General features: G+C 61.7%; 25 protein-coding genes. All 25 read left to right on the forward strand.

Going from position 1 to position 25,941, the window contains the following annotated elements; translation table 11 throughout:
• Window positions 1–2: 2 nt before the first annotated feature.
• The 25 genes from RTQ83_RS12865 (at window position 3) to RTQ83_RS12985 (ending at window position 25,929) form a co-directional block, all read left to right on the forward strand.
• A complete protein-coding gene (locus tag RTQ83_RS12865; RefSeq protein ID WP_312514994.1) occupies window positions 3–548 on the forward strand; it encodes a YmfL family putative regulatory protein in 546 nt (181 codons plus the stop codon).
• Window positions 538–702: a hypothetical protein gene (locus tag RTQ83_RS12870; protein WP_312514996.1), complete on the forward strand. Its 165-nt coding sequence runs from the start codon at window positions 538–540 to the stop codon at window positions 700–702. The genes RTQ83_RS12865 and RTQ83_RS12870 overlap by 11 nt, the downstream gene beginning before the upstream one ends.
• Window positions 689–3,439, forward strand: a complete 2,751-nt coding sequence (locus tag RTQ83_RS12875; protein ID WP_312514998.1) for a DUF5906 domain-containing protein — start codon at window positions 689–691, stop codon at window positions 3,437–3,439. Before RTQ83_RS12870 ends, RTQ83_RS12875 begins: the two co-directional genes overlap by 14 nt.
• Before the next feature lie 250 nt (window positions 3,440–3,689).
• Window positions 3,690–4,436 carry a hypothetical protein gene (locus tag RTQ83_RS12880; protein ID WP_312515000.1) on the forward strand — a complete coding sequence of 249 codons (747 nt, stop codon included), beginning with the start codon at window positions 3,690–3,692 and terminating at the stop codon, window positions 4,434–4,436.
• Between the two features lie 134 nt (window positions 4,437–4,570).
• Window positions 4,571–5,140 carry a hypothetical protein gene (locus RTQ83_RS12885; RefSeq protein ID WP_312515002.1) on the forward strand — a complete coding sequence of 190 codons (570 nt, stop codon included), beginning with the start codon at window positions 4,571–4,573 and terminating at the stop codon, window positions 5,138–5,140.
• Window positions 5,137–7,134, forward strand: coding sequence for a phage terminase large subunit family protein (locus RTQ83_RS12890; RefSeq protein ID WP_312515004.1), 1,998 nt, complete (start codon window positions 5,137–5,139; stop codon window positions 7,132–7,134). The genes RTQ83_RS12885 and RTQ83_RS12890 overlap by 4 nt, the downstream gene beginning before the upstream one ends.
• Complete coding sequence (locus RTQ83_RS12895) at window positions 7,131–7,424, forward strand: Mor transcription activator family protein (RefSeq protein ID WP_312515006.1); 294 nt, start codon at window positions 7,131–7,133, stop codon at window positions 7,422–7,424. Before RTQ83_RS12890 ends, RTQ83_RS12895 begins: the two co-directional genes overlap by 4 nt.
• Window positions 7,425–7,471: 47 nt before the next feature.
• Window positions 7,472–7,684 carry a phage head-tail joining protein gene (locus tag RTQ83_RS12900; protein WP_312515008.1) on the forward strand — a complete coding sequence of 71 codons (213 nt, stop codon included), beginning with the start codon at window positions 7,472–7,474 and terminating at the stop codon, window positions 7,682–7,684.
• Complete coding sequence (locus RTQ83_RS12905; protein ID WP_312515010.1) at window positions 7,684–9,165, forward strand: phage portal protein; 1,482 nt, start codon at window positions 7,684–7,686, stop codon at window positions 9,163–9,165. Before RTQ83_RS12900 ends, RTQ83_RS12905 begins: the two co-directional genes overlap by 1 nt.
• Entirely contained in the window at window positions 9,165–12,227 is a 3,063-nt protein-coding gene (locus tag RTQ83_RS12910; protein WP_312515012.1) for a sialate O-acetylesterase, read from the forward strand. The genes RTQ83_RS12905 and RTQ83_RS12910 overlap by 1 nt, the downstream gene beginning before the upstream one ends.
• The gene (locus tag RTQ83_RS12915) at window positions 12,227–12,385 is read left to right on the forward strand and encodes a hypothetical protein (RefSeq protein ID WP_312515014.1); all 159 of its coding nucleotides are present in this window, start codon (window positions 12,227–12,229) and stop codon (window positions 12,383–12,385) included. Before RTQ83_RS12910 ends, RTQ83_RS12915 begins: the two co-directional genes overlap by 1 nt.
• Window positions 12,386–12,448: 63 nt before the next feature.
• Window positions 12,449–14,524 (forward strand): prohead protease/major capsid protein fusion protein, encoded by a 2,076-nt coding sequence (locus tag RTQ83_RS12920; RefSeq protein ID WP_312515016.1) that lies wholly within the window; start codon window positions 12,449–12,451, stop codon window positions 14,522–14,524.
• 39 nt (window positions 14,525–14,563) lie between these two features.
• Window positions 14,564–14,896 carry a DUF2190 family protein gene (locus tag RTQ83_RS12925; RefSeq protein WP_290417517.1) on the forward strand — a complete coding sequence of 111 codons (333 nt, stop codon included), beginning with the start codon at window positions 14,564–14,566 and terminating at the stop codon, window positions 14,894–14,896.
• A 9-nt stretch (window positions 14,897–14,905) separates the two neighbouring features.
• On the forward strand, window positions 14,906–15,202 hold the full coding sequence (locus RTQ83_RS12930; RefSeq protein WP_312515019.1) for a hypothetical protein: 297 nt from the start codon (window positions 14,906–14,908) through the stop codon (window positions 15,200–15,202).
• A complete protein-coding gene (locus RTQ83_RS12935; protein WP_312515021.1) occupies window positions 15,202–15,645 on the forward strand; it encodes a hypothetical protein in 444 nt (147 codons plus the stop codon). Before RTQ83_RS12930 ends, RTQ83_RS12935 begins: the two co-directional genes overlap by 1 nt.
• The gene (locus RTQ83_RS12940) at window positions 15,642–15,794 is read left to right on the forward strand and encodes a hypothetical protein (RefSeq protein WP_312515023.1); all 153 of its coding nucleotides are present in this window, start codon (window positions 15,642–15,644) and stop codon (window positions 15,792–15,794) included. Before RTQ83_RS12935 ends, RTQ83_RS12940 begins: the two co-directional genes overlap by 4 nt.
• A gap of 3 nt (window positions 15,795–15,797) precedes the next feature.
• A complete protein-coding gene (locus tag RTQ83_RS12945; RefSeq protein ID WP_312515025.1) occupies window positions 15,798–16,760 on the forward strand; it encodes a phage tail tube protein in 963 nt (320 codons plus the stop codon).
• 32 nt (window positions 16,761–16,792) lie between these two features.
• The gene (locus RTQ83_RS12950; protein WP_312515027.1) at window positions 16,793–17,125 is read left to right on the forward strand and encodes a hypothetical protein; all 333 of its coding nucleotides are present in this window, start codon (window positions 16,793–16,795) and stop codon (window positions 17,123–17,125) included.
• An 8-nt stretch (window positions 17,126–17,133) separates the two neighbouring features.
• Window positions 17,134–17,487 (forward strand): DUF1799 domain-containing protein, encoded by a 354-nt coding sequence (locus tag RTQ83_RS12955; RefSeq protein WP_312515029.1) that lies wholly within the window; start codon window positions 17,134–17,136, stop codon window positions 17,485–17,487.
• A gap of 10 nt (window positions 17,488–17,497) precedes the next feature.
• Window positions 17,498–22,501 (forward strand): DUF4214 domain-containing protein, encoded by a 5,004-nt coding sequence (locus RTQ83_RS12960; RefSeq protein ID WP_312515031.1) that lies wholly within the window; start codon window positions 17,498–17,500, stop codon window positions 22,499–22,501.
• Window positions 22,498–23,541: a hypothetical protein gene (locus RTQ83_RS12965; protein ID WP_312515032.1), complete on the forward strand. Its 1,044-nt coding sequence runs from the start codon at window positions 22,498–22,500 to the stop codon at window positions 23,539–23,541. Before RTQ83_RS12960 ends, RTQ83_RS12965 begins: the two co-directional genes overlap by 4 nt.
• Window positions 23,541–24,539, forward strand: coding sequence for a hypothetical protein (locus tag RTQ83_RS12970; protein WP_312515034.1), 999 nt, complete (start codon window positions 23,541–23,543; stop codon window positions 24,537–24,539). The genes RTQ83_RS12965 and RTQ83_RS12970 overlap by 1 nt, the downstream gene beginning before the upstream one ends.
• A complete protein-coding gene (locus tag RTQ83_RS12975) occupies window positions 24,540–24,980 on the forward strand; it encodes a DUF4376 domain-containing protein (RefSeq protein WP_312515036.1) in 441 nt (146 codons plus the stop codon).
• A gap of 135 nt (window positions 24,981–25,115) precedes the next feature.
• Entirely contained in the window at window positions 25,116–25,478 is a 363-nt protein-coding gene (locus RTQ83_RS12980) for a phage holin family protein (protein WP_312515038.1), read from the forward strand.
• Window positions 25,468–25,929: a glycoside hydrolase family 73 protein gene (locus tag RTQ83_RS12985; protein ID WP_312515040.1), complete on the forward strand. Its 462-nt coding sequence runs from the start codon at window positions 25,468–25,470 to the stop codon at window positions 25,927–25,929. Before RTQ83_RS12980 ends, RTQ83_RS12985 begins: the two co-directional genes overlap by 11 nt.
• The last annotated feature ends 12 nt before the right edge of the window (window positions 25,930–25,941 follow it).

Below are 25,941 nucleotides of genomic sequence, written 5' to 3' on the forward strand. Positions count from 1 at the left end.
TTGTGGGCAAGGTTGCACAAGATTACTTGTCTTACGCACTTTGTAACACCCAAGGAATGGAAGGAAACACTGTGGATTTATTGTCCGCTTATCAAGAAATGATCAAGGTCCACGGGTGGAACGGCACAGCTGCTTCCATCAACTTGACCCGGACCGGTCTTGAGGCACGGGTGTATGAGGTCAAGGGCCAAGGCATGCGCGTTGAGACGGCGCTGTTGATCCAAGCTCTCTCAGGCACCACGCATTTCGCACAGGCGGTCGCGGCACAGTCGGGCGGCGTCTTCATCCAGTTGCCGGAGGGCGAGGGCGTCAGCGGTGAGCAGCTGCATGGCAAATTCCATGAGCTGTACACCGAACTCGGCCGTCTGTCCGCGACCTATACCGAAGCGACCAAGGACGGTGAGATCGACCGCCGTGAGCGAGCCGACCTGGAGCAGATTGCTCAGGAAATGCACAAGACCATGCAGGAGCTTATGGCCCTGATGTTTCAGATTTACTGCCGGCCTACCACTGGGCCGCGCACCCAAAGCAAGATCGATGAATCCTGATACGCAAAAGACCGTGCTCGATCAGCCACTGCTCGATGCCGAGCCATCACCGGTTGAACGCAGCAGCGAGGAAAAAGCTCGGATTCTGACACGCCTGCAGATCGGGCTGGCACAAATCCGTGCAGCACAGGAGGTGAAGCATGCTGACGCGTGAACAAGTCATCGAGCAGATGTCGGCAGCTGGTCTGCCGGCGCTGCCGCAGGGCCATCCCGTATTCGACGGCAAAGCGCACCGCTTCGGCCCGAAAAAGAAGGCGTGGTACTTTCTCCGCGAATTGAAGTTGGACTCGGGACGGGAAGTGGTCACCGGGGCATTCGGCATCTGGCAAGGCCAGAACCCGAACTCGATCACGGTCAAGATGGATTGGGCCGGCGTCTCACCCGAGGAACGTGCCGAGGCAGAGCGCAAGCAAGCCGCATACGAGCGCGCCGAGGCGGAGCGCAAGCAACGCAAGGCCGAGATGGCGGCGAACCGCGGGCGCCAAGCCTGGGCGGCGGCAGCAGATAGTGATGAGCCTTCGGCCTACCTGGCACGCAAGCGGGTCGGTAGCGAGAAGACGCGTGTCGACGCCGACGGCGTGCTACTGGTCCCTGTGTGCAAGTACGCCAATGGAACCGCCAATCTGGCAGGCCTGCAGCGCATCCAGCCGGACGGAGAGAAGCGGTTCAGCAGCGGCATCGACATGGTCGGAGGCGCTTGCCTACTCGGTCGCACCAATGACGCCACGCTGATCGCAATCGGCGAGGGCTACGCCACGTGCGAGACGGTACGCATGGCGACCGAGTTCGACATGCCCGTCATGGTGGCCTTCAACGCCGGCAATTTGCTGCACGTGGCGAAGCAGCTGCGCGCCGACTTCCCGGATACCCATCTGCTCCTGCTGGCCGACGACGACATGCGTCTCGTCGCGCGCCTGGGCGAATTCCTGCTTAACGAATTCGACACCGAGTGGGTGCCAGTCGTCGACGGCAATGACGTCGAGCTGACGTCTGCCGGTGGTGACGTCGTGCGCGTGCGCGCCACCTGGCGTGAAGACCAGACCGGGACGCCATACATCGAGGCCGATATCCGCTCGGGCCGGCGCGTCCAGTTGACCAAGTTCGAAAACGCAGGCGTGTCGCGGTCGCGTGCCGCCGCGCGTGCGGTGGGTAATGCGTCGGTGGTGATCCCTGTGTTCGCGGCCCGCGCCGACGATAGCAAGGAATCGGACTTCAATGACCTGTACCAGGCCGAATCGCTCGACGTCGTACGCGAGCAGGTGTTGGCGGCGCGCTCCCGCGCCCTCACGGTTACCGAGGCCGTTAACCAGGAACAGGCCGCCGACGAACCGCCGGCATACCTCGACGACGCGCCGATGCCGGATGGGCCTCCAACGGACGAGCCGCAGGATGGCGAGGGCAGCATGCGCGTGCCGACGCTGGACGTTTTGCTGGCGCACTTCCAGCTGATCTATCCGACCACGGACGTGTGGGACAGCCGGCGCAAGCAGCGCCTGAAGAAGTCCGCGTTCACAGCTTGGGTCGGGAAGGAACTGGCGGCCAGCTGGGAGAAGGACCCTAAGCGGCGTGTGATCCTGCGCGACTCCCTGCCTACCCTCGTTGGTGGCAAGGCAGTCGAGGGCAGCGGCAGCGGCGGCAAGCTGGGCGAGATGCTCGATAACCTCACGCTCCTCCGCGGGACCGAGACGGTATGGGATGCCATCGGCCAGCAGGTCATGTCGCTTGGCGCCGTGCGGGCCGACTATACGGCCGAGCTGACGGGGAAATGGCAGGAGCACGCTCAGCGCAAGACAATCGAGGCGCGCAACCTGGTATTCGATCCCACGCAGCTCGCCGACCCGGTCAGCTGCGTGAACATCTTCCTGGGCTGGCCGCTCAAGCCAAAGCACAACCCGAAGCTGATCGAGCCGATCCTCGCGCTCCTTGCATCGCTGTGCGACGCCGAGGACCGACCCGAGGAACACATGGAGTGGATCCTGCGCTGGCTTGCGTACCCGCTCCAGCACCCGGGCGCCAAGATGCAGACCGCGCTGCTGATGTTCGGCGAGAAGCAGGGTACCGGCAAGTCGCTGTTCTTCGAAGGCGTGATGCTGCCGATGTTCGGCGACTACGGCACGGTCGCCAGTCAACACCAGCTGGACTCGACCTTCACGTCCTGGCGCAGCAAGAAACTGTTCGTGCTGTTCGAGGAGGTGCTCTCGCGCGATGACAAGTACAGCCACAACGGCACGCTCAAGTACATGATCACCGGCAAGACCATGAACATCAACGAGAAGAACCTGCCGGCGCGCGACGAGCGCAACCACATGAATTCGGTGTTCCTGTCCAACGAGCCGCAGCCGATCCCGATCGAGCTGGAGGACCGGCGCTTCATGGTCATCGAGGCACGGCGCAAGCAGGACCCAGCCTTCTATGACCAGGTCAAGGATGCAATCGCGGCTGGCGCCATCGAAGCGTTCTACCACTTCCTGTTGAACTTGCCACTGGACGACTTCAACGAGCACACCAAGCCGCCGATGACGCTGGCGAAGGAGCGCGTGATCGAGTTCGGCCTGGCCGGATGGATGTCGTTCCACCGTGCCTGGAAGGATGGCTACCTGGACGCGCCGTACTGCTCCTGCCTGTCGGAGGACCTGTACATCATCTACAAGCGATGGTGCGACAAGGCGGGCGAGAAGCCGCTCACGCTGTGCAAGTTCGCCGGCCTAATAGGAGGGCGTGAGCACAAGGCCAAGAAGAGCGTGGCCGTCGATAGCAAGCACAAGAAGACCCGGATGGTGTTCGTGGTCGACAACGCCGATTTCCCGCACCCATTGGATGAGCAGATCGCCAAGTTCCGTGACTTGGGCAAGGTCCGTGCGGACCGCGCGTTGCAGGGTTACGCAGAGTAGCAATCAAACCCTGCAAGCCGGAAACCCGCATGGATAGTGGGTTCTAGCAGGATAGGCAGGGTTTGCTGGGTTTTGCGCATGTAGGCGCGAAGTGATGTGGGATGAGTGACGTTCTTTTTTTCTAGCCATATGAAGAACAACCCTGCATGCCTGCACACCCTGCCAAGAAGCAGTATCCATGCGGGTTTCAGACTTGCAGGGTTTTAAAGACAGGCTGAAAAGCCAGCAATTCAAGGGTGACACGATGCGAATGAACTTGAGAACCGATTTTCCAGCAGCTGCAGAGCGAATCGTCGAACTGGGCCGTCGCGGCCCGATCGTCGCCGCCATCGCCCTGACGCGTACCGCGAGGGATGTCCAGGGCGCGATCAAGCAGGAGATGAGCTCGGTGTTCGACCGGCCGACGACTTACGCCCTGAACGGCACGTTCCTCAAGTCTGCGACCAAAGACAGTCTGGCGGCGCGCGTCTGGGTTAAGGACAACCCGTTCGGCAAGGGCACGCCGGCGGATCGCTTCCTCGGCCCGCAGATTTTCGGTGGACAGCGCGGCCTGAAGGGCATGGAGCGGATGCTGCAGGCGAATGGCCTGATGCCGCAAGGCTGGTACGCCGTGCCGGGCGAGGGCGCCGACATCGACGCTAACGGCAACATGCGCCGCGGCCAGATCCGCCAGATGCTGTCGCAGCTGAAGGTGCAGCAGGGCAGCGGCCACGAGTCGCGCGCCACCGGCAGCAAGCGTTCGAACCGCACCATCGCGCGCCAGGGCGTCACGTACTTCGCGCTCCCGAACGGGAACAAGGGCCTGGTGCCAGGCGTGTACGCGAAGCGCCGCTTCGCCCTGGGCACTGCGATCCGCCCGGTGCTGATCTACGTGCAGGCGGTCGAGTACAAGAAGCGCCTGAACTTCCACGAGGTCGGCCAAGCCACCGTCGAAGCGCGCTTCCCTGTCCACTTCGAGGCCGAGTTCAACCGGCCCCGGCCCGGGCAGAGCAGCTGATGCCTCGGGGCAACCCCTCCCCCCCGGGGTTGGGTCCTTCCTGGGAGGGGGCTAGCAAGGGTAATTCAGGCCCCGTCATCGCACTAGCGGAACAAAAAAACATTTCCTGACAACTGACCTGACAACGAAACGAAATGACGCAAAACCTGACAACCATCGCCGAGTGGGCCAAGCTGGTAGGCATCTCGCGCCAGTCCGCGTACGACGCGGTGACCAGGTGCGGGATCCCGGTGGTCGACGGGAAGCTCGACCCGGACTACGCGACGCACCTGTACCAGAAACACACCCGGCCGCGCGCGAACAGCCAACGACCTGCCCCCATGGCAAATGAGGCGCCCGCCAGCACCCCGGCGGGTGCGGGAGGTGCGGAGTCCGAGGCCAAGCCGCCCAAGGTACCAGGCTACGATACAAGCCGCGCACGCCGGGAGGCAGCGGAGGCCACCGCCGCCGAGATTAAGCTGGCCGAGATGGCCGGCCAGTTTCTGCTCAAGTCAGACGTCGACTCGACCGTGTTCGAGGCAGCGCGTGCATTGCGCGACGGGCTGATGAACTGTGCACGCCGGATTGCCGCCGACGTGGCGCCGTTGCGTACCGCCGAGGAGTGCGAGGACGTGATCGAGCGCGAGATGCGGGCGCTGCTGGAAAGCATGGCGCACACGTTCGGCGAACGCCTGGGCGTGCAGCTGGAGGAGCACGCGGAATGATCGGCCTGACGCCAGCAGCAAGCGTGCTGCGCCCGGCGATCGCGCGAGGCCTGCAGCCCGACCCGAACATGACGGTCGACGCATGGGCCGACCAGCACATGATCATCCCGAAGGAGTCGGGCGCGAACGAGTCGGGGAAGTACCGCACCGACCGTACGCCGCACGCCCGCGAGGTGATGCGCGCGCTGTCGGACAATCACCCGTGCAAGGTGGTCGCGCTCATGGGCGCATCGCAGATGCTCAAGACGCAGGTCGGCTTGAACTGGTTCTGCTGCTCGGTGCACCAGTCGCCGGCGAACTTCCTTTGGATCCTGCCGACCGGTAAGCTTGCGAAGCGTACCAGCGCACGTGTGAGCAAGACGATCGCGGCAGTGCCGCCAGTCCGTGAGCGCGTGGCCGCTCCGCGTGCGCGTGATTCGGTTAATACACTCGACACAAAGGAATACGTCGGGGGATCGCTGCACATCGTGACTGCGGGCGCTGCTGCCAACCTGTCCGAGATCCCGGCGCGCCGGGTATTGTTTGACGAGGTAGACAGGGCCGACAACAACGTCAACGGCGAGGGTGATCCAGTGGCTCTTGCGAAGGCACGTCAGACCACGTTCGAGCGCAATCGTAAATCGTACTTTCCCAGCTCGCCGACCGTCACCGGACGGTCGATCATCGAGGGCTTGTTCAAGCGGGGCACGATGCGCGAGGCGCTGGCCGATTGCGTGCATTGTGGTCACGCACAGCCGATGGTGTTCGAGCGCCTCCAAGAAGATGATACAGGCGAAGCCATTTACCCGTGCTGCGAATGCGGTGCATTTATGCGCGAAACCGATAAGGGCCGCATGTACGCGCGGGGCGCGTGGTCGGACGGTGTGCCTGGGGATGGTGAGACCGAGAGCTTCGTCATCAGTGGGATGTTCGCGCCGTATGGCTGGGTGCCGTGGAAAACACTGTTACTCGAATACCGCGCCGCCCGCGCCCGCCTCGATGAGGGCAGCGACGAACTGATGATCACGTTCTACAACACGCGCCTAGCGCGCTGCTGGGAGCGTAAGAAGGAACAGACCAAGGCCTCCGAACTGAAGGAGCGTGCCGGAGGCTACAAGGTGGGCATAGTGCCGATGGGCGGCCTCGTGCTCACCGGTGCGGTCGATACCCAAAATGACCGCCTCGAGCTCAAGGTTGTCGCCTGGGGCGAGGGTATGGAAGACTGGATCGTTGATTACCAGGTGGTGTGGGGATCGCCAACCGAGCAGGCCACGTGGGACAAGCTCGACCTTCTGCTGAAGGCGAAGTACCGCCACGCGCGCGGGCGAGAGCTAGCCATCGGTGCAGTATTCATCGACTCCGGTGGCGCCCATACCAACGAGGTGTACAACTTCACGCGCACCCGCCAGCATCGGAACATCTATGCGGTCAAGGGCGCCTCGACTTCGAACAAGCCGATCCTCGCCGTCAAGCCGACGCTGGTTGATGTGAACTGGATGGGCAAGGTCATGCCGCACGGCGCCAAGATGTGGCTGATCGGTACCGACACGGCGAAGGACTACCTGGCGAGCCGCTACCACTTGGCCGATGGCCCTGGCGCCACGCACTTCCCCGAAGGGCTCCCGGACGAGTACTACGATCAGCTGACTGCCGAGTACAGCGTCACGGTCTGGAAGCGCGGGCGCAAAGTGCGCGTCTGGGAAAAGAAAAAGAACGACCGCAACGAGGCCGGCGACCTGATGGTCTACAACCTGGCTGCTGCGTACTACCTCGGCCTGCACAAGAAGACGGCCAGCCAGTGGCAGCTGGTGCGCGAGATCGTTGCACCCATCACGCCGGACCTCTTCAGCGAGTCGCCCGGAACAGAAGGCCTCGCTGACGACAAGGCAGTCTCCAGCAATTCGATTGCACCCGCAACACCGATCGCACCACTACAACCACAAGAACCATGGAAACCGAAACCGCAATCGACCCCAGCACCCCAACAGCGCCGGCCAGCCGGGAGACAGTGGTGACCACCGAGTTGCTCGACGACCCCGATCTGATCGATTCGATCTTCGCGTTCATCGCAATCGAGTTTCCCGAGATGAAAAATCGGGCGGCCGAACTCAAGCAGATGGCAAGGCGAGAGTTCGCGGGAATCGAGACCTATATCCCGCGCCGACCAAAAGCAGAGCGCGATCGGATCATGCAGGAAGTCATGCGCCTGTTCGACGGCCGCAACGCGACCGAGGTCGCGCGCCGGCTCAACATCAGCAGGGCATCGGTCTACCGGATCATCAAGACCCCAGGCGGCAAGAAGTAATCTCAGTTTTCCGAGAAATGAGACAGCCATCCCGCTACCGTGGGGGGATGGCTATCTCCCAATCAGACCTCGACGCGCTCGACCAGGCAATCGCTTCCGGCGTGACATCGGTGACCTTTGAAGGTCGCACCGTGAACTACCAGAGCACAGCGGCCCTCATGGAGGCGCGACAGCACACTTTCCAAGTGCTCAACGGCAGTCTGCAGAATCGCGGACCGCGCCTCTTCAGGTTTGGCTTCACCACGAGCCGGGGCGACTGATGCGCAACTTCATTGACCGCATCATCGGTTACGTCAACCCGCATGCCGGCATCGCCCGGCATTTCGCCCGTCAGCAGCTGCAGCGCGCCTACGAGGCCGCGAGCCCACGTGATCCGTGGCGCCCTCGGCGTGCAGGTGCAAGTGCCAATGCTGACCACCAGGCCGACGCGAAGACCCTGCGCAACAAGGCGCGTGCTCTGGTACAGAACGTTCCCTACATCTGGGCTGGCCTGGATGGACTGGTCGCGGCTACGGTAGGCGAAGGTATCCTCCCACGTCCGACCGGCTCGGAGAAGGACAAGCTCAGCAAGCTGCTCAAGCGCTGGATGAAAGTCTGCGATGCCGACGGCAGGTACGATTTCTTCGGGCTGACCAAGGCCGCGTACTGGGCCATGGAGCAGGACGGCGAAGTGCTGGTGCGCTTGCGCACCCGCCGTGGTACCGACGGACTGCCGGTTCCGCTGCAGCTGCAACTGCTGGAAATCGACTGGCTTGACAGTGCTCGTTCGGGCACGCTCAACGGCAACCAGATTGTCAACGGCATCGAGTATGACATGCTCGGTGCGGTTGCCGCTTACTACTTGTGGGACCAACATCCGGGCGACATCGCTGTGGCTCGTGGTCGCTCGCAGAGCCAGCGCGTGCCGGCCAATCAGATCATCCACCTGTTCAATCCCGCTCGTCCTGGCCAGGGCCGCGGCTTCTCGCGGTTGGCACCTGTGATCGCGCGCGTGCGTGACCTGCAGCTGTACGAGGATGCCGAGATCGCGCGCAAGAACCTGGAAAGCCGCCTGTCGGTGCTGGCGAGCGGTGACATGAATGCCATGGAAAATCCGGCGGCCATGGGCGGAGGCGGAGAAGCACCGGGCGGCGGCGTCCGCGATCTGGGAGAACTCGGGGGCGGCAACATCTTCGGCATGCCGAACGGTATGAACTTCACCGTCGTCGAGCCGAAGGCGGCACCTGGCTACGTCGAGTACGTCAAATTCGCTTTGCACCTGATAGCGGCGGGCATGGGTGTGCCATATCACTTGCTGACCGGCGACATGAGTGCGGTCAACTACAGCAGCGCGCGCGTGCGGATCCTCGACTTCCGCCGCGCGGTCGGCCAGATGCAGTGGGTCACGCTGATTCCGAAACTGCTCATTCCGCTCTACCAGGCATTTGTCCAGCACGCCTGGTTGGCGGGCCTGATCAAGACCCTGGACATGGAGGTGGAGTTCAGTGTGCCGAAATGGGACTACGTGAACCCAGAGCAGGATGTGAAAGCCGACCTGGCCGAGATCAGCGGCGGCCTGTCCAGTTTCAGCGAAAAGCTGCGGCAACGCGGCTATGACCCGAAGGTCGTGGCCGAGGAACTCGCTGAGGACATCAAGCTGTATCGTGAGCTTGGCATACTTGACGTGATGTTGTTCATGCAGCGCGGCAATATGCCGACGGGCAGCAACGCCGAGGGTTCCGGTTCAAGCAAGGAATCCTGATGCAAAAGTTAGACCGCTCGGCGGGCAACCAGTCCATCAGCACGTCTGACCACGTGCTGCTCGTGTTTCCGAATGGCGACTGGATCCTGGCCTTCATCGTTGGGTTTGATGGTGTTGTCACCGGGAACATCACGCAGTACCTTTTCTCGTCTGGCGCTTTTGCGGCGGCTGGTTCGCTTAACGTCGTGTTCTACGCCGATGGCGTCTCCGGCACTACGCTGCGTGGGCGCATCGCCGTCTACGCCGACACGCTGGCCAACGCCAATGCTCCGGCTCTCCTAAGCACGACGCAGTTCTCTGGCGGGCGTCATCTGGTCGTCGTTCAGCGCAGCGGCGGGGCGCAATCGCCTGTGGCGACCCTGTACACCTGCCCGACCTTGGCCGCTGCGCCGATCGACGACAGCGCCGTGATCACGGAAGCGACGACGACCAACGCTGCGATCCTGAAAGAGCTGAACGGCAGCGGCTTCATGTTCGGGTCGCGCGTGGACAACACGACTGACCGCAAGAGTGACCACTCGTTTTCGCGGATGCTACGCGCCAATCTGTCGATCACGAAGTTCGAGATCGCTCAGCTCGCGGCCGGCAAGGAAATCTTCGACCTCGGCTACACGCCGGTGGTGTACGTGCGCGCTAGTGATGTCGCCGACATCGCGGACCGCGGCCCGAATGCGCTCCCGTTCACGCTGGCCGGCTCGCCGACCACCAGCGCGGAGCCGACGTTTGCCTACAGGGCGGGCGTCAGCGAGCCGCCGGCGGTGGCCGACGCAGTCACCGTCAGTAATGCCGAGCCACTGCTGGTGGTGCCGTCTACAGGCACCGACGCTACGGTGACATTCACCGGCGCGCTGAGCGGCACGCAGGCGACCTCAGTCGAGGTGCGCATGATCGCTCCCGACGGTGCGCTTGGCAGCTGGGTGGCACTGCAGTCGGCGACTATTGGCGCGACTGCATACAGCGGCACGCGTGCAGTGCCAGACGGCGGGCCGCACCGCTTTCAGGCTCGTACGAAGAGTGGCAGCGTCGTGCTGGCGGAAAGCCAGTATTCGACTGCCAAGATCCTCGTCGGTGACGCGTGGATCAACTGCGGCTCGTCCAGCTCCGACTACCTTTTCACGGATAAGAGCGGTACCGGCTTCACCGTGGCGCCGGATACTGCGGTCATGAGCGGAACCACGCCGGCCTGGTCGGCGATGAGCAGCACCGGTGCGGCAACCCGCATGGCGAACGAGCTGGCGACCGTGGCTGGCAAGCCGATCGCGTGGCTCAACTACGGCGTCGCCGGCACCACGCTGCGCACGTGGCTGGACCCGAACAGCACGCAACGCAAAGACTTGGCGCGCGCAGTGGCGGCCGTCAAGGGCAAGATTTTCGGCGCGTACATCACCGTGGGGGCGAACGACGCCTACAACGGTTGGATCACGTCGAGCGCACAGCACGAAGCCGACATGCAGGCGCTGATTGAAGTCCTGCGCACGCTGACGGGCAACCCAGACCTCAAGATCATCTGGGTCGGCTCGCCGCCGCGTCCATCGCTCAATTCTGTGCAAGCTGATCGGCTGCGACAGGCTGAAAGCAGGATCGGGAACTATCCCGGCGTGGTGCAGGTGCAGGCGCTGCAGTTCGCAACGGCGTCGGACAATGTGCACCTGGCGGCGAGCCTCGACGGCTACGCCGCGTGCGGCACGATGGCGATGCACCAGGCCGGTCGCGCCTTCTACCTCGGGGAAGACCCGAAGATGGTGCGCGGCCCGGCACTGGCGGCGATGACCTACACCGGTACCAAGGTGCGCTGTGTGGTTGCCACGCGAGACGGCACTAGCTTCAACCCGGCGGCGCCGGGCGGCTTCACCGTGCAGAACAAGCAGCCGGACGGCAGCTATGTGACCCTGAGCGGCATCTCGGCGCAGCAGGTCAACGCAAATCTGATCGAGATCGAGTGCGGTGTCGCACTCGTCGAGCCGATCGTGAAATACTTGTCCGGGTCGGCGCCGAGCATGACCAGCTCTGTCTACAGCAACGGCACGCTGCCGCTGCCGATGACCGTGGAAACCGAGATGGTGGCGACGCAGGCCACGGCCGCGCCAGACACTACCGCGCCGGTGATGAGCGGTGCGATCAGCATCACCAACGTCACCACCTCCGGCGCGACGCTGGGCTTCCAGGCCGCGACCGACAATGTGGGGGTGGCCGGCTATGAGTACAGCATCAACGGTGGCGCGAGCTACGTGAATGCTGGGCTGTCGCGGTCGTTCGCTGTTTCGAACCTGACCGCCGGCACGACGTACCAAGTGCGTGTGCGCGCCTATGACGCCGCCGGCAACCGTTCGGCGCCGCTGCCGGCGAGCTTCACCACCCAGGCCAACGAACCGCCGGTGGAGATCGTCATCGACGCCACCAAGATCCCGGCCAGCCGCAAGGTCGTGTTCCCGGGTGGTACGCGGGTTGTTCCGTTCGGCACGCGGCCGAACTATGTGGTGCCCGACGCTCCCAGCTACCGAGACGGGAAGTGGTGGGTCGATAAGGTCCCCCAGGACGAGCGCTACTACGTCGCCGATATCACCCTTGATCTTGCTGAGATGGGCACGACGGCCACAAAGGTGGAACCGTTCGTGGCCGGCGTCGAGGTGATCGAGCAACCGGTCATCCAGGGATCGCTGATCCCGGTGAAGCTGGGCGGCTTCGACGAGCTGCGCGGCGCGCTGAACTTTTGCACGTTCCGGGTGACCCTCGCGAACGGCGAACAGATCGACCGCACGCTGTGGTTCAGCCAGGTCGATGGGCGTTGGTTCTTGGAGAAAGACCCCGAGGATAAGCGCTATTACGTGGCTGACGTCGGTAATGACCTGGCAGATAGCCTGACCACCGTCACCGACGTAACTGCGTCGGCCGTTGGGGTCGTGGAGCTGATCAAGCCGCAGATGCAGGGAAGTCTGGCGTTGATCAAACTTGGAGGGATGGACACGTCAGCCGATCCTTTGAATCACTGCAGGTTGAGGTTTGGCTGTGCAAACGGTGAAGTCTTCCACCGGACCATTCACTTTACTCAGGTAGATAACTGATGATCGACGCAACTCAATTGCCGCGTCTGCCAAAAAAGACAGTGGCCGATGAAAGTGAGCCTGTCACGCCGGTGGCAGTTCACCAGGCTCCGCAAGAGCAAATAAAGAAGATGGAACTGAAAGCAGGCCGCTATTACGCGGTGAGCAAAGAAAAATAGGTTGAACAAAATCTGTCTCAGTTTTCCGAGAATTGAGACAGTGCAATACGTAGAGTTGCGTGCATGACGACCGCACCTACTCAGCCGAACGTAACCCGCTCCGCTACCGATCCCCGGAACATGCCGCCGCTCTCGCGTGCGGCAGAGCTGGTCCCGGCCACGTTCAACGAAGCCGACAACACTATCGACGTGGTCTGGACGACCGGCGCGATGGGTCGCCGCTACGACTGGTACAACGACACCCCGTATGACGAAGAACTCGTCGTTACGCCGGAAGCGGTCGACATGTCGCGCTTTGATGCAGGCGTTGTCCAGGTGATCGACAACCACGATATCCACGGTGGTGTCCGTGCCATTCTTGGAATCGCCACGCGCGGCAGCATCCAGAACGGCGAGGGCAAGGCAACGCTGCGTCTGTCCTCCAGGCCCGAGCTCGCCGGTATCGTCTCCGACATCAAGGCTGGAATCATCCGGTCGATCAGCTTTACCTACCGCGTCGCCAAGTACGAAATTATTCGAGCGATCGACCGCACCGATGGCATCAACGTGCCTTTGTACCGCGCGGTCTTGTGGGAGCCATACGAAATCAGTTTCGTAACCGTGCCGTTCGATGCTGGCGCGAGCTCCCGCAGTGCGCCAGCCGACGGCTACCCATGCGAATTCTTTACTCGGGCGCCCGCCCTTTCCGTTTCACCCAACCAGGAAGACAACATGACCACTGTTACCCAGCCGGGCGCCCAGAACCCTGCGCCTACCGATGCCGCTCGTTCGGCAGCCGCACCGGTCCCAGCGCCGGCGCCAGCCCCGGCTGCGGCCGCACCAGCCGTTGACGATGCAGCCGCACGTGCCGCGCAGGAAGCTGCTACCCGCGCTGCTGATATCACCGACCTGTGCACCCGTCACAACGTGAGCAACCTCGCTGCCGGACTGATCCGCAGCGGCAACTCCATCGACCAGGCTCGCAGCTCGGTGCTGGAAGAATTGGCGCGCCGCGATGCTGCAGGCGGCGGCCACCAGAATGTGCGCATCCAGCTGGTCGGCAGCGAGCACGAGACCCGCATGGCTGGCATGGAAGAAGCGATCGCCCATCGCGTTCATGCCGGTACGAAGCTGACGGATAACGGGCGGCAGTATCGCGGCATGAGCATTCTTGAAATTGGCCGCGAGTTCCTCGAATCGCGTGGCGTTCAAACCCGCGGCATGGACCGCATGCGCCTCGCCACGGAGATGCTGAACTTCCGCTCCGGAATGCATGGCACCAGCGATTTCGGCGCGCTGTTCGCCAACGTCGCAAACAAGCGTATGCGCGACGGCTACGAAGAGAGTGCCGGCACCTACACGCAGTGGGCACGCCGTGCACCGAATGCTCCGGACTTCAAGGCTATGAGTCTCGTCCAGATGTCTGGTGCACCGGAACTGCTGCAGACCAACGAACACGGCGAATTCAAGTACGGCACCATGCAGGACGGCGGCGATTCGTACAAGCTCGTCACCTTCGGCCGCATGGTCTCGCTGAGCCGGCAGGCCATCATCAACGACGATCTCCGTGTGTTTGATCGCATGATCACCGCTTTCGGCGCAAGCTCCAGCCGCCTGGAAAACCGCCTGGTGTATGCGCAGCTCGCCGGCAACCCAATGATGGGTGATGGCAAGGAACTGTTCCATGACGACCATGCCAATATCGGCAAGGGCACTGGTTCGGTGCTGGCTCTGGCATCGCTGAAAGCCGGCCGCACCGCCATGCGCAAACAGAAAGGCCTGGCGAAAGAAGAGCTGAACCTGGCGCCGAACTTCCTCATTGTGCCGGCTTCCTTGGAGCAGGATGCCTATCAGCTGACCAGTTCGAACTACACGCCGGCCAAGCAGGCCGACGTCAACGAATTCCGCGCTGGTGGCCGCACTGCGGTCGAGCCGATCGTCGAGCCGATCCTGGACGGCATCGATGAAGCCGCGTGGTTCCTCGCGAGCAGCAACAGCCAGATCGACACCGTCGAATACTGCTACCTGGACGGCGCTGAAGGCCCTGTGATCGAAAGCCAGACCGGCTTCGAAGTCGATGGCGTCACCTGGAAGTGCCGCCTGGACTTCGCGGCCAAGGCGGTCGACTACCGCGGCCTGTACAAGGGCGCTGGCAAGTAAGCCGCGCGTCCCCACCCATCCATCACAAGGAACAAGAGCATGAAGAACTTCATTCAGCCCGGTCAGACCGTGACCGTCATCGCCCCGGCGAACCTGATCAGCGGCCAGGGCGTACTGGTCGGCGCGCTGTTCGGCGTTGCCACCAACGATGCGCTGCAGGGCGCGCCGGTCGAGATCTGCCGTACCGGTGTCTTCGCGTTGTCCGCGGTTGCTGCCGACACCGGCGCGATTGGCGACAAGGCGTACTGGGACAACACCGCCCGCCGTATCACCAAGACCGCCACCAACAACACGTTGGTCGGCGCGCTGACCGCGGCGAAGAGCGGTACCGACAGCGCGGCTACCGTGCTGCTCGACGGCGTCATCCGCTAAGCGATCGCCGTGCTGCCTTTCGCCAATCTCGAAGCGGTGGTCAACAGCCACGTGCTGAACCACCTGGCCAATGTCCAGGTGGTGATCGCCGGCGCAGTTGTGCCCGGGATCTTCCGCAAGCCTGCTGCGGAGACGCCACTGGGTATCGGCGCGGCGTCCACGGCACCGACGGTCAGCGTTGCATCGAACGCAGTGTTGGCCGAACCGGTCGGTAAGCGGATCGAGATCGGCGCTACGACGTATGTGATCGGTGATGCCGATCCTGATGGTACCGGCCTGACTGTGCTGACGCTGGAGAAAGTGTGATGAAAACCTCGTTTTCGAAAGTAGTCAGCGCGGTCATCGCGGCATTGGCGGCCGAGCCTCCAGTGTGCAAAGCAATTTACCGCGCGCGCCAAGCGACGATCCCGGCCCAGGACGAACAAGCGATTGTGGTCCAGTGGGAGCAAGCAATGCCGGCCGCTGGGACGCTGCAGGGCGCGCCGATCGACTGGTCGACACGGCTGTCCGTCGAGTGCTATGCACGCAGTACTGACCCGAACGACAACGGTGACCAGGCGGTGGATCCGCTGCTCGCCAGTGTCTACGAGCGGCTGGCAGAGCAAGCAACGCTTGGCGGCATCGTCTTTGACCTGAATGTCGCCGGCATCCAGGTCGAGACCGCAGTGGACGGCGGTCGGACCGGCTGGGTTCGAATCGTCTACGACGCTTCCCACCGCACGTACGGCAACAACCTGAACGGATCATGAACATCGAAAAAAACATTGGTGAGCTGACCGAAGCTCGCGACATCCCGCCACCACCAGGTGGCGGCTCCTGGATCTTCGACGAAGACATCTGGGATTGGATCGACAACAACCCGAAGCCGGAAGCGGCCGACAAACAAACCCAGGAGTAAGCGATGCCTCGTCGTATCAAAAACACCATCGTGACCGCTAAGGTCGAAACGACCGTCGGCACCGACGCGGCACCTACCGGCGCGGCCAATGCCGTACTGGTGTCGGACGCCACGGTCACGCCGCTGGACGCCCAGTCGATCGACCGTGCGCTGATTCGCGGCTCCTTTGGCGGCAGCGAGCAGCTGGTCGGCCCTGCCAGCGTCAAGCTGTCCTATTCCGTCGAGCTGGCCGGATCGGGCGCAGCGGCTACGCCTCCGGCCTGGGGCGCGCTGCTGCAGGGTTGCGCCGTGGCCGAAGGCCTGCTGACCACGCCGGCGCGTGTCGAATACACCCCGGTCTCGTCCGGCCTGAAGACCCTCACCCAGTACTACTACGACGACGGCCTGGTGCACAAGCTGCTGGCCTCGATGGGCAACTGCACGCTGTCGGCCAAGGTCGGCGAGCGTCCGATGCTTCGCTTCGAATGGACCGGCCTGGACGGCGGTATCGTCGCGACGCCGAACCCGACGGGCACGTTCACCGCCTGGAAGAAACCGGTCGCGATGACCAAGGCCAACGTGATCGACATCACGCTGGGCGCGACGTACGCCGCCGGCGTCCTGACCGACGGCACCATCTACAACAGCACCGGCCTGGAGCTGAACTTCGGCAATACGGTCAACTTCACGCCGATGCTCAGCACCGAGGTCGTTGACATCGCTGACCGCCAGTCCACGGCCACCGTGGAAATGGAACTGACCGCAGCGCAAGAAGCCGCGCTGATGGTGAAGGTCAGGGCCAACGAAACGCAGAGCCTGGGCTTCACCATCGGCACCGCGTCGGGCAACAAGGTCCTGATCTTCGCGCCGGCAGTCCAGCTGACCAACCCGCGTAAGTCGGAGCTCAACGGCAACCGCCTGATCGGCTTCGACCTGCGCCTGGTGCCGGTCAACGGTAACGACGAGTGGCGCATGGTCTGCCTGTAACCAAACCCTCTACAACTGAAAGGAATGACGCCATGGCGTTCAAGCTCGTAAAACTCAACAAACTCCCTGTGCTGGTTAAAGGTGCGTTGCCAGGTGAAGACGGTAAACCGCAAAACTTCGAATTCACCCTGAACTGCAAGCGCCTCACCCAGGGTGAGATCGACATCGTGATGAAGGACAAGAAGGGTGAAGTCAAAGGCTTCGTGCAGAAGGTCGCTGAAGGCTGGGACGGCATGCTCGATGCCGATGGTAACCCGGTTCCGTTCGGTCGTGAGCAGCTGGACGAGCTGCTCGACAACGCTGGCTTGCCGGTGATGATTTTGCATTCGTACATGGAACAGGTGTCCGCAGTCGCAAAAAACTGACCGAGGTCGTGCGCCTGCTGGCGCGCGGCCAAATTGAGTTTGGTGACGACGAGCCCGAAGAAGCTGAAAGTCTCGACGAGGGACTCGCCGCCTTCGGGCTCACCGTCTCAGGTGGTCTAATTATTGTTCGCGACGAATTCTGGCTCTGGCCTGAGAACGAAGAAGCGTTCTCAATGTGGCTTGCAATCCAGACCCAATGGAATGCAAGCATGGCCGGTGCTACTGGGCTGAGTTACCCGGGTGTTGAGACCTGCTTACGCCTGCGCGGCCTGAAGAAGAAGTCGCGCCAGAAAATGTTTCTGCTGATTCAAATGATGGAACGGGCGTGCCTGGATGAGTGGGCGCGCAAACGAGAGAGCTAAGGGAAAAACGATGGTGCGCGCGCTGATTGAAATGGTTATCGATGGTGCTGCCGAAAGTCGGCGCAGGGTCGAGAGCGTTGCGGACGTGCTTCGTCGAATGAACGGACAGTCGCTGCAGAACTTGTCCAATCAAGTAGGCGGTCTGAACGATCGTATTACCGGCTTGCAATCGACTATCGGCAATGTGACGTCATTCGCCATTGCTGGGGTGTCGCTGGCGACCTTAGGCAACAAGGTGGTTGGTGTGCTGGACTCCATGGGCGAGCTGGACGACCTATCGCAGAAGATCGGCACGAGCGTCGAAAGTCTGTCCCGCATACAGAAAGTCGCAAAAGTGTTCGGCGTAGACTTCGCCGGAAGTGTTGACCCCGCGATGGTCAAGCTCGCACGAGGGCTGACCACCGTTGATGAGAAGTCGAGTAAAACGGCTAAGGCGCTGGCCGCGGTTGGCGTGTCAGCAAAAGACAGCGCTGGCAATCTTCGTGATCCCGGCGATGTGATGATCGACGTGGCGAAGAGCCTGCAGCAGTACGAGAATGACGCCAGCAAGGCTGCACTGGTAAATGACTTGTTCGGGAAGTCTGGTGCAGACCTGATGCCCTTTCTAAACGACCTTGCTGAAAGCGTAGATGGTTTCTCAGCCGTCACTAGCGAGGCGGTCACCCAAGCGACTGGGTTGCAGGATAAATTTGGTTTTCTGGCACAGCGTACTGATGAAGCCTTCGCTTCTATCGTTGCAGCCGCTCTCCCAGCGATGTCCGATTTAGCAGAGGGTTTCACTGACGTTATTGAGTCGGAGAATGGCCTTATTGATAGTGGTGAGATCGCTAGCTGGGCGGATGATCTTGCGGTAGGCCTCGCTCGAGTGGCAGACGTGGCAGTCCTACTACCTCGGGCATTCTCCGCAATATCGGGAAGTTTTAAAGTTGTCTCAGCTGACCTCTCGCTCGCATGGGCAATGACACCAGTAAATATGGCGCGCAAGCTGATCAGCGGGGGTTCGCCGCTCGAAGACATAAAAAAAGTATCAGCTGAGCGAAATGCAATTTTGGAAGAAGCAAACCGGAAGTACGACGCTCTATGGAACAAGCCTGCGAATCAATTTGAGCAAGCAGTCCTTAAACGGATTTCGAACCGCATAGCCGACGTAGACGTGCCTAAAGGTGGCACAGAGATGCCCAAGACGACGCTAGGCTACAAGTCGGGTAGTGATGAAGAGACGAAGGATGCGGAGCGTCAGGCCGAGGCATACCGGAATCTCACGCATGCTATCCAAGCCAAAATCGCCCAGACCAACATTGAGATCAACAGCGGCGCCCCACTGGCCGCCAGTCAACAGGAGCAGATCAATCTGGCACAACAGCTGGCATCGATGAAGGTTGCGCTTAGCGAAATCCAGCAAGCACACGTCGACATGCTGATTCAGGAGTACGTCACCAACTTAGAAGTCATAGAGTCAAACAAGCGAGCAGAAGAAGGACTCGCCAGCTGGGAAAAGACGCGGGCCACATACGCTGCCGCTGCGGCCAAGACCATCGAGGATGCGCTCGTAGAGGCCGAGCGCAACGAGGAATTGGCGCGCACATATGGCAAAACGAAAGGCGAGATCGAGGCCCTGGGCCTCGCGCGTCTGGAAGAGCAGCTTGCACAGCGCGCATCGACAGGGATGACGTTGGACGAAATCGAGAATCTCGAAAAACTGATCGCCGCAAAGAAGCGCAGCGCGACAGCGCTCGCCCAGGTCGATACCATGGAGGCCGGCCGCAAGGCAGCGGAATCGCTGGACGAGTTCCTCGACCCAGCGCGTGCGCAAACCTTCGGCGAGGCGTTGCGCGAATCGTTCGGCGGGGCCGGCACGGCGCTGACCGAACTGACAGCGTCGCTCGACGGCTTCAGCAAGCGGCAGGCACAGTTCGACGAACAGCGGGAGAACGCCCGCATCGCCTACGCCAGCGGCAAGAAGACTGAGATGCAGTACATGCAGGACCTGGCGCGCCTGAGCGAGATGGAAACCAAGAACCGGCTGTCCGGATACGGCGACATGGCTGGGGCGGCGGCAGGCTTCTTCGGCGAGCAGAGCCGCGGCTACCAGACGCTGATGACGGTGTCGAAGGTATTCCACGCGGCCGAACTGGCGATGACAATGGCCGAGCTGGTGCCGAAGGGTATCGCCGCTGTCCTGAACCAGGGCAACGGCGACCCGTACACCGCATTCGGCCGCATGGCCGCGATGGGCGCGCTCGTGGCCGGCCTGGGTGTCGCCATCGGCGGCACGTCCGGCAGCGGCCCGAGCCTGTCCGAGTCGCGCCAGAAGCAGCAGGGCACCGGCACGGTGCTCGGTTCGGACGCCAAGTCTGGCTCGATCGCGCGTGCACTGGAGCAGATCGAGCAATCGACCCTGGACAACCTGGGCGTCAGCAACGACATGCTGATCTCGCTGCGCAACATCGAATCCGAGATCGGCCAGTTCGCCTCGCTCCTGGTGCGCACCACCGGCGTGACGGGCGACTTCGGTAAGGGCATGGAGAAGAGCGTCTTCGACTCGAAGGCGATTGGCATTGGCGGTGCTGCTGGCGGCGGGCTCTTGGGTGCGATGGGCGGCGTGTACGTAGGTATGGGGCCGAGTGCTATTGGGATGATGCTCGGCGGCCCGCTGGGCCTGGCCCTCGGCGCCGCGCTGGGCGCGATCATCGGCAAGACCTTTATCGGCAAGGCGCTGGGCAGCGTTTTCGGCGGCAAGAAGACGGTCGAAGACACCGGCTTCGCCGTCGACAAGACGGACTTCCGCAGCATCTTCGCCGGCGGCCTGAACGCCATGCAGTATGCCGACATCAAGAAGGACGGCGGCTGGTTCAGCAGCGACAAGAAGAGCACGGCCACGCAGGGGCTGGGCGAGGAGGGCAACCGCCAGATCTCCAGCGTCCTGACGTCGCTGTACGACACGGTGTACGAGGCCGGCCAGATGCTCGGCTTTGGCGCCGACGCGTTCAACGCGCAGCTGAGCAGCTTTGTGGTCGATATCGGCAAGGTCAGCCTGAAAGGCCTGTCCGACGACGAGATCCAGGAAGAGCTGGAGGGCGTGTTCTCCAAGGTCGGTGACGACCTGGCTAAGTTCGGCGTCGCCGGCCTGGACCAGTTCCAGAAAGTGGGCGAGGGCTACCTGGAGACGCTGGCCCGCGTGGCGACGAACTACACCACCCTGGACGCGATCATGGCGTCGATCGGCCGCAAGGTCGGCGCTGCCGGCATGGAGAGCCTGGCGGCACGCGAGCGCCTGATCAACCTGTCCGGCGGCATCGGCGAGCTTGCGCAACAGACCTCGGCATTCGCGAAGGACTTCCTGACCGAGGCCGAGCGCCTGGCGCCCGTGCAGCAGTACGTGACCAGCCAGCTGGCTTCGATGGGCTTGGCCTCGGTAGACACGCGCGACGAATTCAAGAGCGTCGTGATGGGCATGGACCTGACCACCGAAGCCGGCGCCAAGCAGTACACGGTGCTGATGAGCCTGGCCGAAGCGTTCGCTCAGGTATATCCGGCAGCTGAAGAAACCAGCAAGTCGATGCAAGAGGTGGCCGATGAGCAGCGCAGTCTGCAGGACCAGATTGACCAGCTGACCATGACGCGTGCACAGCTGCTCGAGAAAGAACGTAATGCGGTGGCTGAAGCGAATCGTCCGATGTGGGACCGTCTGCAGGCGCTGATGGCAGAGACGGCCACCGTCCAGGCCGCGAAAGACGCGGCCGAAGGATTGCTGAGCGGCGTCGATGCGACGTTCGGTACGCTACAGCGCGTTGTCGATCGTGAGCGGGCTGTGCTGCAGTCGCAGGTGCAAAGCCATACCGAGGCGGCGAACAAGCTGCGTGCGGTGTCGTCCAGCCTGCGCAGCACGATCGACGGCATGCGCGGGCCGGGTAACGAGGTTGCTGATCGTGCTCGCGCCCAGAGTGACCTGAGTACGTTCGTAGCGATCGCACGCGCCGGTGGCGTGTTCCCTGATTCGGAGAAGCTGCAGGCGACCCTGAGCATCCTGTCTCAGGACGCGAGCGAACAGTTCGAGACGTTTGCTGACTACCAGCGGGATTTGTACCGCACCCGTAACAGCATGGCAGACCTGGCCGATTTGTCGGACGCTGCACTGTCGACTGAAGAACGCGCCCTCAAAACGCTGGAGGAGCAGCTCGACGTGTACGACCAGATGCTCAATCGGCATCAGGAGCAAGTCGAGCTCCTCAAAGGGCAGAGCGTCACCGGGTTGTCGATTCTGGATGCGATCCGCGCATTGCAGGGCTCGATCCTGGCGGCGCAAAATAATCCGATGGTCGCCGCCACTTCGGCAATCAATAACGCCTACCAGACGCACCTCGGCCGTGCGCCAGACGCGGCCGGCTTCGAGTGGTGGAAGAACGCCGCGGCCGGTGGTGCACCTGTATCGCAGATCGTTGACGGCATCGCCAACTCGGCCGAGGCCGACCTTCGCAAGCTCTATCAAAGCGCATTGGGCCGCGCGCCGGACGCTGAGGGCCTTGCGTATTGGATGAATGCGTTCGGCCCGACAATGGACGCAGCTGAGCGCGCGGAGTTTCTCAAAGGTGCCACGCCGGAACTCGCTGCCATCGGCTCGGGTAGTCAGGAAGATTTCCTTAAGCAGAAAGGAGTCACTACTGGTTCCAGCCTGGCACTGCGCGGGATCCCTGGCTTCGCTGCTGGTGGGGACCACGGTGGTGGCTGGCGGATCGTGGGTGAGAACGGCCCGGAGCTGGAGGCAACAGGCCCATCGCGCATCTTCAATGCTTCTCAGACCAATGAACTGATGGGGCGGCTGATGCAGCCGACCAGTGGCAGCGATGCATTGGTAGCAGAGGTCCGCGCGCTACGTGCCGAAGTGGCAGCGCTGCGCGAAGCCAACAGCGCCGAGAACCGTGCCATCGCCGGCGGCGCACAAGCTGCGGCAGAGCACTTGGACGCGGCGATCAATGGCGACAAGCCTCTTGCAATGAAAGTGATTCCAGCATGATCATCGTTGACCCGGCAACACTGGGTACCGTGACGTGTACGCGCGCTGCTCCAGCTCCGTACTACGATCGCAACGGCGTGCAGCAGATGGCGCCTGCCAACACGCTGCGCGTCACCTATGACCCGGCAGATCTGAGCAAGGCGCCCTACGTCCTGCTCGACGCCGGCGAAGTGATCGGTGCAGGTGCAGGCCTTGTGTATTCGAACGTGCCCATAACCGAGCTGGCTTACAGCTTCGCGGCGACCTTCGCCAAGGATGCTTTGGTGTATGAGTCGAGCACGGAGAAGGTCTTCCAGTCGTTAATCGCGAACAATACCGGGAAGGCGCTGACTGATACCACCGCTTGGACACCCCGCGGCGTTACCAACCGGCGCAAGATGCTCGACGAGTACAACAACACGCAGACCGAGTTTCCCGACGAAATCATTCTGGTGTTATCGCCTGAGGCAATCTGCCAGGGCATGTACTTGGGGAACGTATTTGCTGATGAGATTCGCATCAGCGTGGTCGACCAGGTGGAAGGGCTCGTCTATAGCGAGACCGCCGAACTTGTCGAGTCCACGTCCGGAAGCTCGTTCTTCAACTGGTGTTTCAAGCGGATCCGCCGCAAGGACTTCTTCGGCACGCTGAAGATGCCGGTGTATGCAAACGCGCTGATCACGATCTGCATACGCAAGATTGGCGGCATCGCGAAGTGCGGCATGGCCGGGGTTGGTCCGGTTGATGACTTCGGTCCGACGTTGCTTGGCTTGTCCACCGAGGGCAAGGATTACTCGAGCACGACTTTCAACTTCGATGGCACCAGCAATACTGTCATCCGGCCATATGCCAAGCGGATGTCGTGCGATGTCAGTGTTGATAACGACCAGGTTGAATACCTGCAGGGGCGCCTGTTCGAACGCCGTCAGCGAATGCTGTTCTGGTTCGGCGGCGGGCCTGGCGGCTCGACGGTTGTCGCTGGCCGCTACGGCAGCTTCAAAGTCGTTTTCCAATATCAGATGAAATCACTCATGAGTTTAACTATTGAAGGAGCCGTTTAATGGCTGGCATTACTACATTCTTGGACGAATCGCAGATGCCGAATCGGACGCAAGAACAGAAGGTGTTCGATAACCTTCTGGCTTATGTGTTCCAGAATTTTCCCAAGTGGGGGCGTGAAGTCAACGACACGCTCGGTGCGATGAATGCTTTGCAGGCTGGTGGTGCATACGCGCTGCCGTATATCTTCGACACTGCAACAGCAGACGCGGATCCAGGTGCTGGCAAGCTGCGCCTGTCGAGCGCGACACAGAACTCGGCCACGGTCATGCGCCTGGACCTGACTGCAGGCGGCCAGGACTATACGACGCTCCTCGATACCATGGACTCATCGACCAGCGTGATCAAGGGCACAATTCGATTGGTGAAGCAGGGCGACCATAGCAAGTGGATGACGTTTGACGTTACCGCGCGCGCGGCGCCATCCGGCTATCGCAACCTGACGGTCGTGTGCACGGACAGCAGCTCGGCCAGCCCATTCGTGAAAGATGACCTCCTGCTCCTGTTTTTCCAGCGCAGCGGCGACAAAGGCGAAATCGGCGTCAGCGGGATGGTTCCGCTGGCATCAGTAACAATCGCGTCGGCAGTAGCGAGTATCGATTTCCTGAGCATCTTCAGCGCGCTTTACGATAAATATACTATTGAAGTCCAAGGGCTTACAAATAATGGTTCGCCAGAAGTTTCATTGCTGCAGTTGGCTTTTGGAGGTGTTGCTCGAACAAGCGGATATACCAACACAAATGTTATTAATGGGGGATCTCAGTCCACTGGTGTGATGGTGGGTTACTCCACTCAAGTAACGGGCGTTGTTGAGGTAAGAAATGTAAATGGCTCGCTCAAGATGCTTGAATCTCGTATGTGTGATTCGGCTGTTCCTGGGCGATTGTCGATCGGAACCATCGCCACAACTACGCCTGCTAGCGGGTTTCGGATCATCCCGCCCCCCGGATTTTCTTTCACCAGCGGAATTATCCGCATCTATGGAAATAGGAATACTTAAATGGTAGTCCAAGTAATGGTAGATGGCGTCATCCGCGATGCCACCCCCGATGAACTGGTTGAGATCGTAGGGCGAAGCAACGGCAACATCAAGGCACTGAAAGTAGCCAAGAACGAACAGATCAATGGATGGCGTTCCGCCGCTAACACGTCAACCTTTGCACATGCCGATAAGCATTTTGATTGCGATGCACTCTCGCGCTCGGACATTGACGGCGTGGCTAATCACATCGGTCTGTTTGGAGATTTTCCTACCGGGTTCCCTGGCATGTGGAAGGCTGCTGACAATACGATGCTGCCAGTACCGGACGTAAATGCATTCCGCGCGCTGTACGCCTCGATGACAGCTCAGGGCGCTGCGAACTTCATGCGTTCGCAAGTCCTAAAAGCTCAGCTGGAAAACGCCAGCACGGCGGAAGAGATCGCAGCTATCACCTGGTGATTCAAGCTGGTCGCTTCTGCCTCGGCCTGCTCAGCAATCAGTCTCATCCTTCCGAGAAATGAGACGGGCTCAGCGTGAAACTGTGTGCTTCCCCGGCTTCTTGGCCGGGCCTACAGTCCACGCTGAAAGTCCATCATGAACCATTCCCCGCCAACTGGCGGTTTCGACTACGACACCCTCATCAACTGGGCGCTGCTCATCGCTCTATCGCTCTGGGGCGGCTGGGCGAGCTTCGTGCGCAAGATGCGCGAGGGTCACGCGCGGGCCTGGAACATCACCGAGCTCGTCGGGGAGCTCGTCATCGCAGGCTTCACCGGCATCGTAACCGCACACTTGTGCGATGCCATTCCGAGCTTCCCCGTCTCGCTTAAATACGCATTCGTCGGCATTGCAGCGCACATGGGATCGCGTGCCCTGTTCAGGTTCGAGGCGATGATGAACGCGCGCCTGAATCTGCCTGTCGATGTCCAGAAGAAGGACGACGACCATGCCGCCTAGCGCATTCATCAACCTGCTGCTGCCGGCCGCGCAGCGTGTGCAGCGCGAGCACGGCATTCCGGCGTCGGTCACGATCGCCCAGGGCGCGCTTGAATCGGGCTGGGGCGCCCGCGCACCGGGCAACAACCTGTTCGGGATCAAGGCCGACCGCGCCTGGAAGGGCAAGACGGTCGACATCCGGACGCACGAATACGTCGCCGGAAAGCGCGTCGACGTCGTCGCCAAGTTCCGCGCCTACGCCAGCATCGACGACTGCATTGTCGACCGCGCGCGCTTCCTGAAGGCCAACCCACGCTACGCCCCTTGCTTCCGGGAGGTCACCGGCGAAGCTTGGGCGCGCGCCTTGCAGAAAGCCGGCTACGCCACCGATCCCAAGTACGCCGACAGCCTGATCGCCGTCATGCACGGCCGGAGCATGTCCCAGTACGACAACCTGAAAGGCAAGCCATGAAACGGATCCTGA

The organism is Massilia sp. (assembly GCF_031995545.1).
Taxonomy (GTDB): Bacteria; Pseudomonadota; Gammaproteobacteria; order Burkholderiales; family Burkholderiaceae_D; genus Telluria.

What these genes read in the sequence shown, in the direction of transcription:
- RTQ83_RS12870 (WP_312514996.1), top strand. Translation starts at nt 538, where the DNA reads ATGAATCCTGATACGCAAAAGACCGTGCTCGATCAGCCACTGCTCGAT.
- RTQ83_RS12875 (WP_312514998.1), top strand. Translation starts at nt 689, where the DNA reads ATGCTGACGCGTGAACAAGTCATCGAGCAGATGTCGGCAGCTGGTCTG.
- RTQ83_RS12880 (WP_312515000.1), top strand. Translation starts at nt 3,690, where the DNA reads ATGAACTTGAGAACCGATTTTCCAGCAGCTGCAGAGCGAATCGTCGAA.
- RTQ83_RS12885 (WP_312515002.1), top strand. Translation starts at nt 4,571, where the DNA reads ATGACGCAAAACCTGACAACCATCGCCGAGTGGGCCAAGCTGGTAGGC.
- RTQ83_RS12890 (WP_312515004.1), top strand. Translation starts at nt 5,137, where the DNA reads ATGATCGGCCTGACGCCAGCAGCAAGCGTGCTGCGCCCGGCGATCGCG.
- RTQ83_RS12900 (WP_312515008.1), top strand. Translation starts at nt 7,472, where the DNA reads ATGGCTATCTCCCAATCAGACCTCGACGCGCTCGACCAGGCAATCGCT.
- RTQ83_RS12905 (WP_312515010.1), top strand. Translation starts at nt 7,684, where the DNA reads ATGCGCAACTTCATTGACCGCATCATCGGTTACGTCAACCCGCATGCC.
- RTQ83_RS12910 (WP_312515012.1), top strand. Translation starts at nt 9,165, where the DNA reads ATGCAAAAGTTAGACCGCTCGGCGGGCAACCAGTCCATCAGCACGTCT.
- RTQ83_RS12915 (WP_312515014.1), top strand. Translation starts at nt 12,227, where the DNA reads ATGATCGACGCAACTCAATTGCCGCGTCTGCCAAAAAAGACAGTGGCC.
- RTQ83_RS12920 (WP_312515016.1), top strand. Translation starts at nt 12,449, where the DNA reads ATGACGACCGCACCTACTCAGCCGAACGTAACCCGCTCCGCTACCGAT.
- RTQ83_RS12925 (WP_290417517.1), top strand. Translation starts at nt 14,564, where the DNA reads ATGAAGAACTTCATTCAGCCCGGTCAGACCGTGACCGTCATCGCCCCG.
- RTQ83_RS12935 (WP_312515021.1), top strand. Translation starts at nt 15,202, where the DNA reads ATGAAAACCTCGTTTTCGAAAGTAGTCAGCGCGGTCATCGCGGCATTG.
- RTQ83_RS12940 (WP_312515023.1), top strand. Translation starts at nt 15,642, where the DNA reads ATGAACATCGAAAAAAACATTGGTGAGCTGACCGAAGCTCGCGACATC.
- RTQ83_RS12945 (WP_312515025.1), top strand. Translation starts at nt 15,798, where the DNA reads ATGCCTCGTCGTATCAAAAACACCATCGTGACCGCTAAGGTCGAAACG.
- RTQ83_RS12950 (WP_312515027.1), top strand. Translation starts at nt 16,793, where the DNA reads ATGGCGTTCAAGCTCGTAAAACTCAACAAACTCCCTGTGCTGGTTAAA.
- RTQ83_RS12960 (WP_312515031.1), top strand. Translation starts at nt 17,498, where the DNA reads ATGGTGCGCGCGCTGATTGAAATGGTTATCGATGGTGCTGCCGAAAGT.
- RTQ83_RS12965 (WP_312515032.1), top strand. Translation starts at nt 22,498, where the DNA reads ATGATCATCGTTGACCCGGCAACACTGGGTACCGTGACGTGTACGCGC.
- RTQ83_RS12970 (WP_312515034.1), top strand. Translation starts at nt 23,541, where the DNA reads ATGGCTGGCATTACTACATTCTTGGACGAATCGCAGATGCCGAATCGG.
- RTQ83_RS12975 (WP_312515036.1), top strand. Translation starts at nt 24,540, where the DNA reads ATGGTAGTCCAAGTAATGGTAGATGGCGTCATCCGCGATGCCACCCCC.
- RTQ83_RS12980 (WP_312515038.1), top strand. Translation starts at nt 25,116, where the DNA reads ATGAACCATTCCCCGCCAACTGGCGGTTTCGACTACGACACCCTCATC.
- RTQ83_RS12985 (WP_312515040.1), top strand. Translation starts at nt 25,468, where the DNA reads ATGCCGCCTAGCGCATTCATCAACCTGCTGCTGCCGGCCGCGCAGCGT.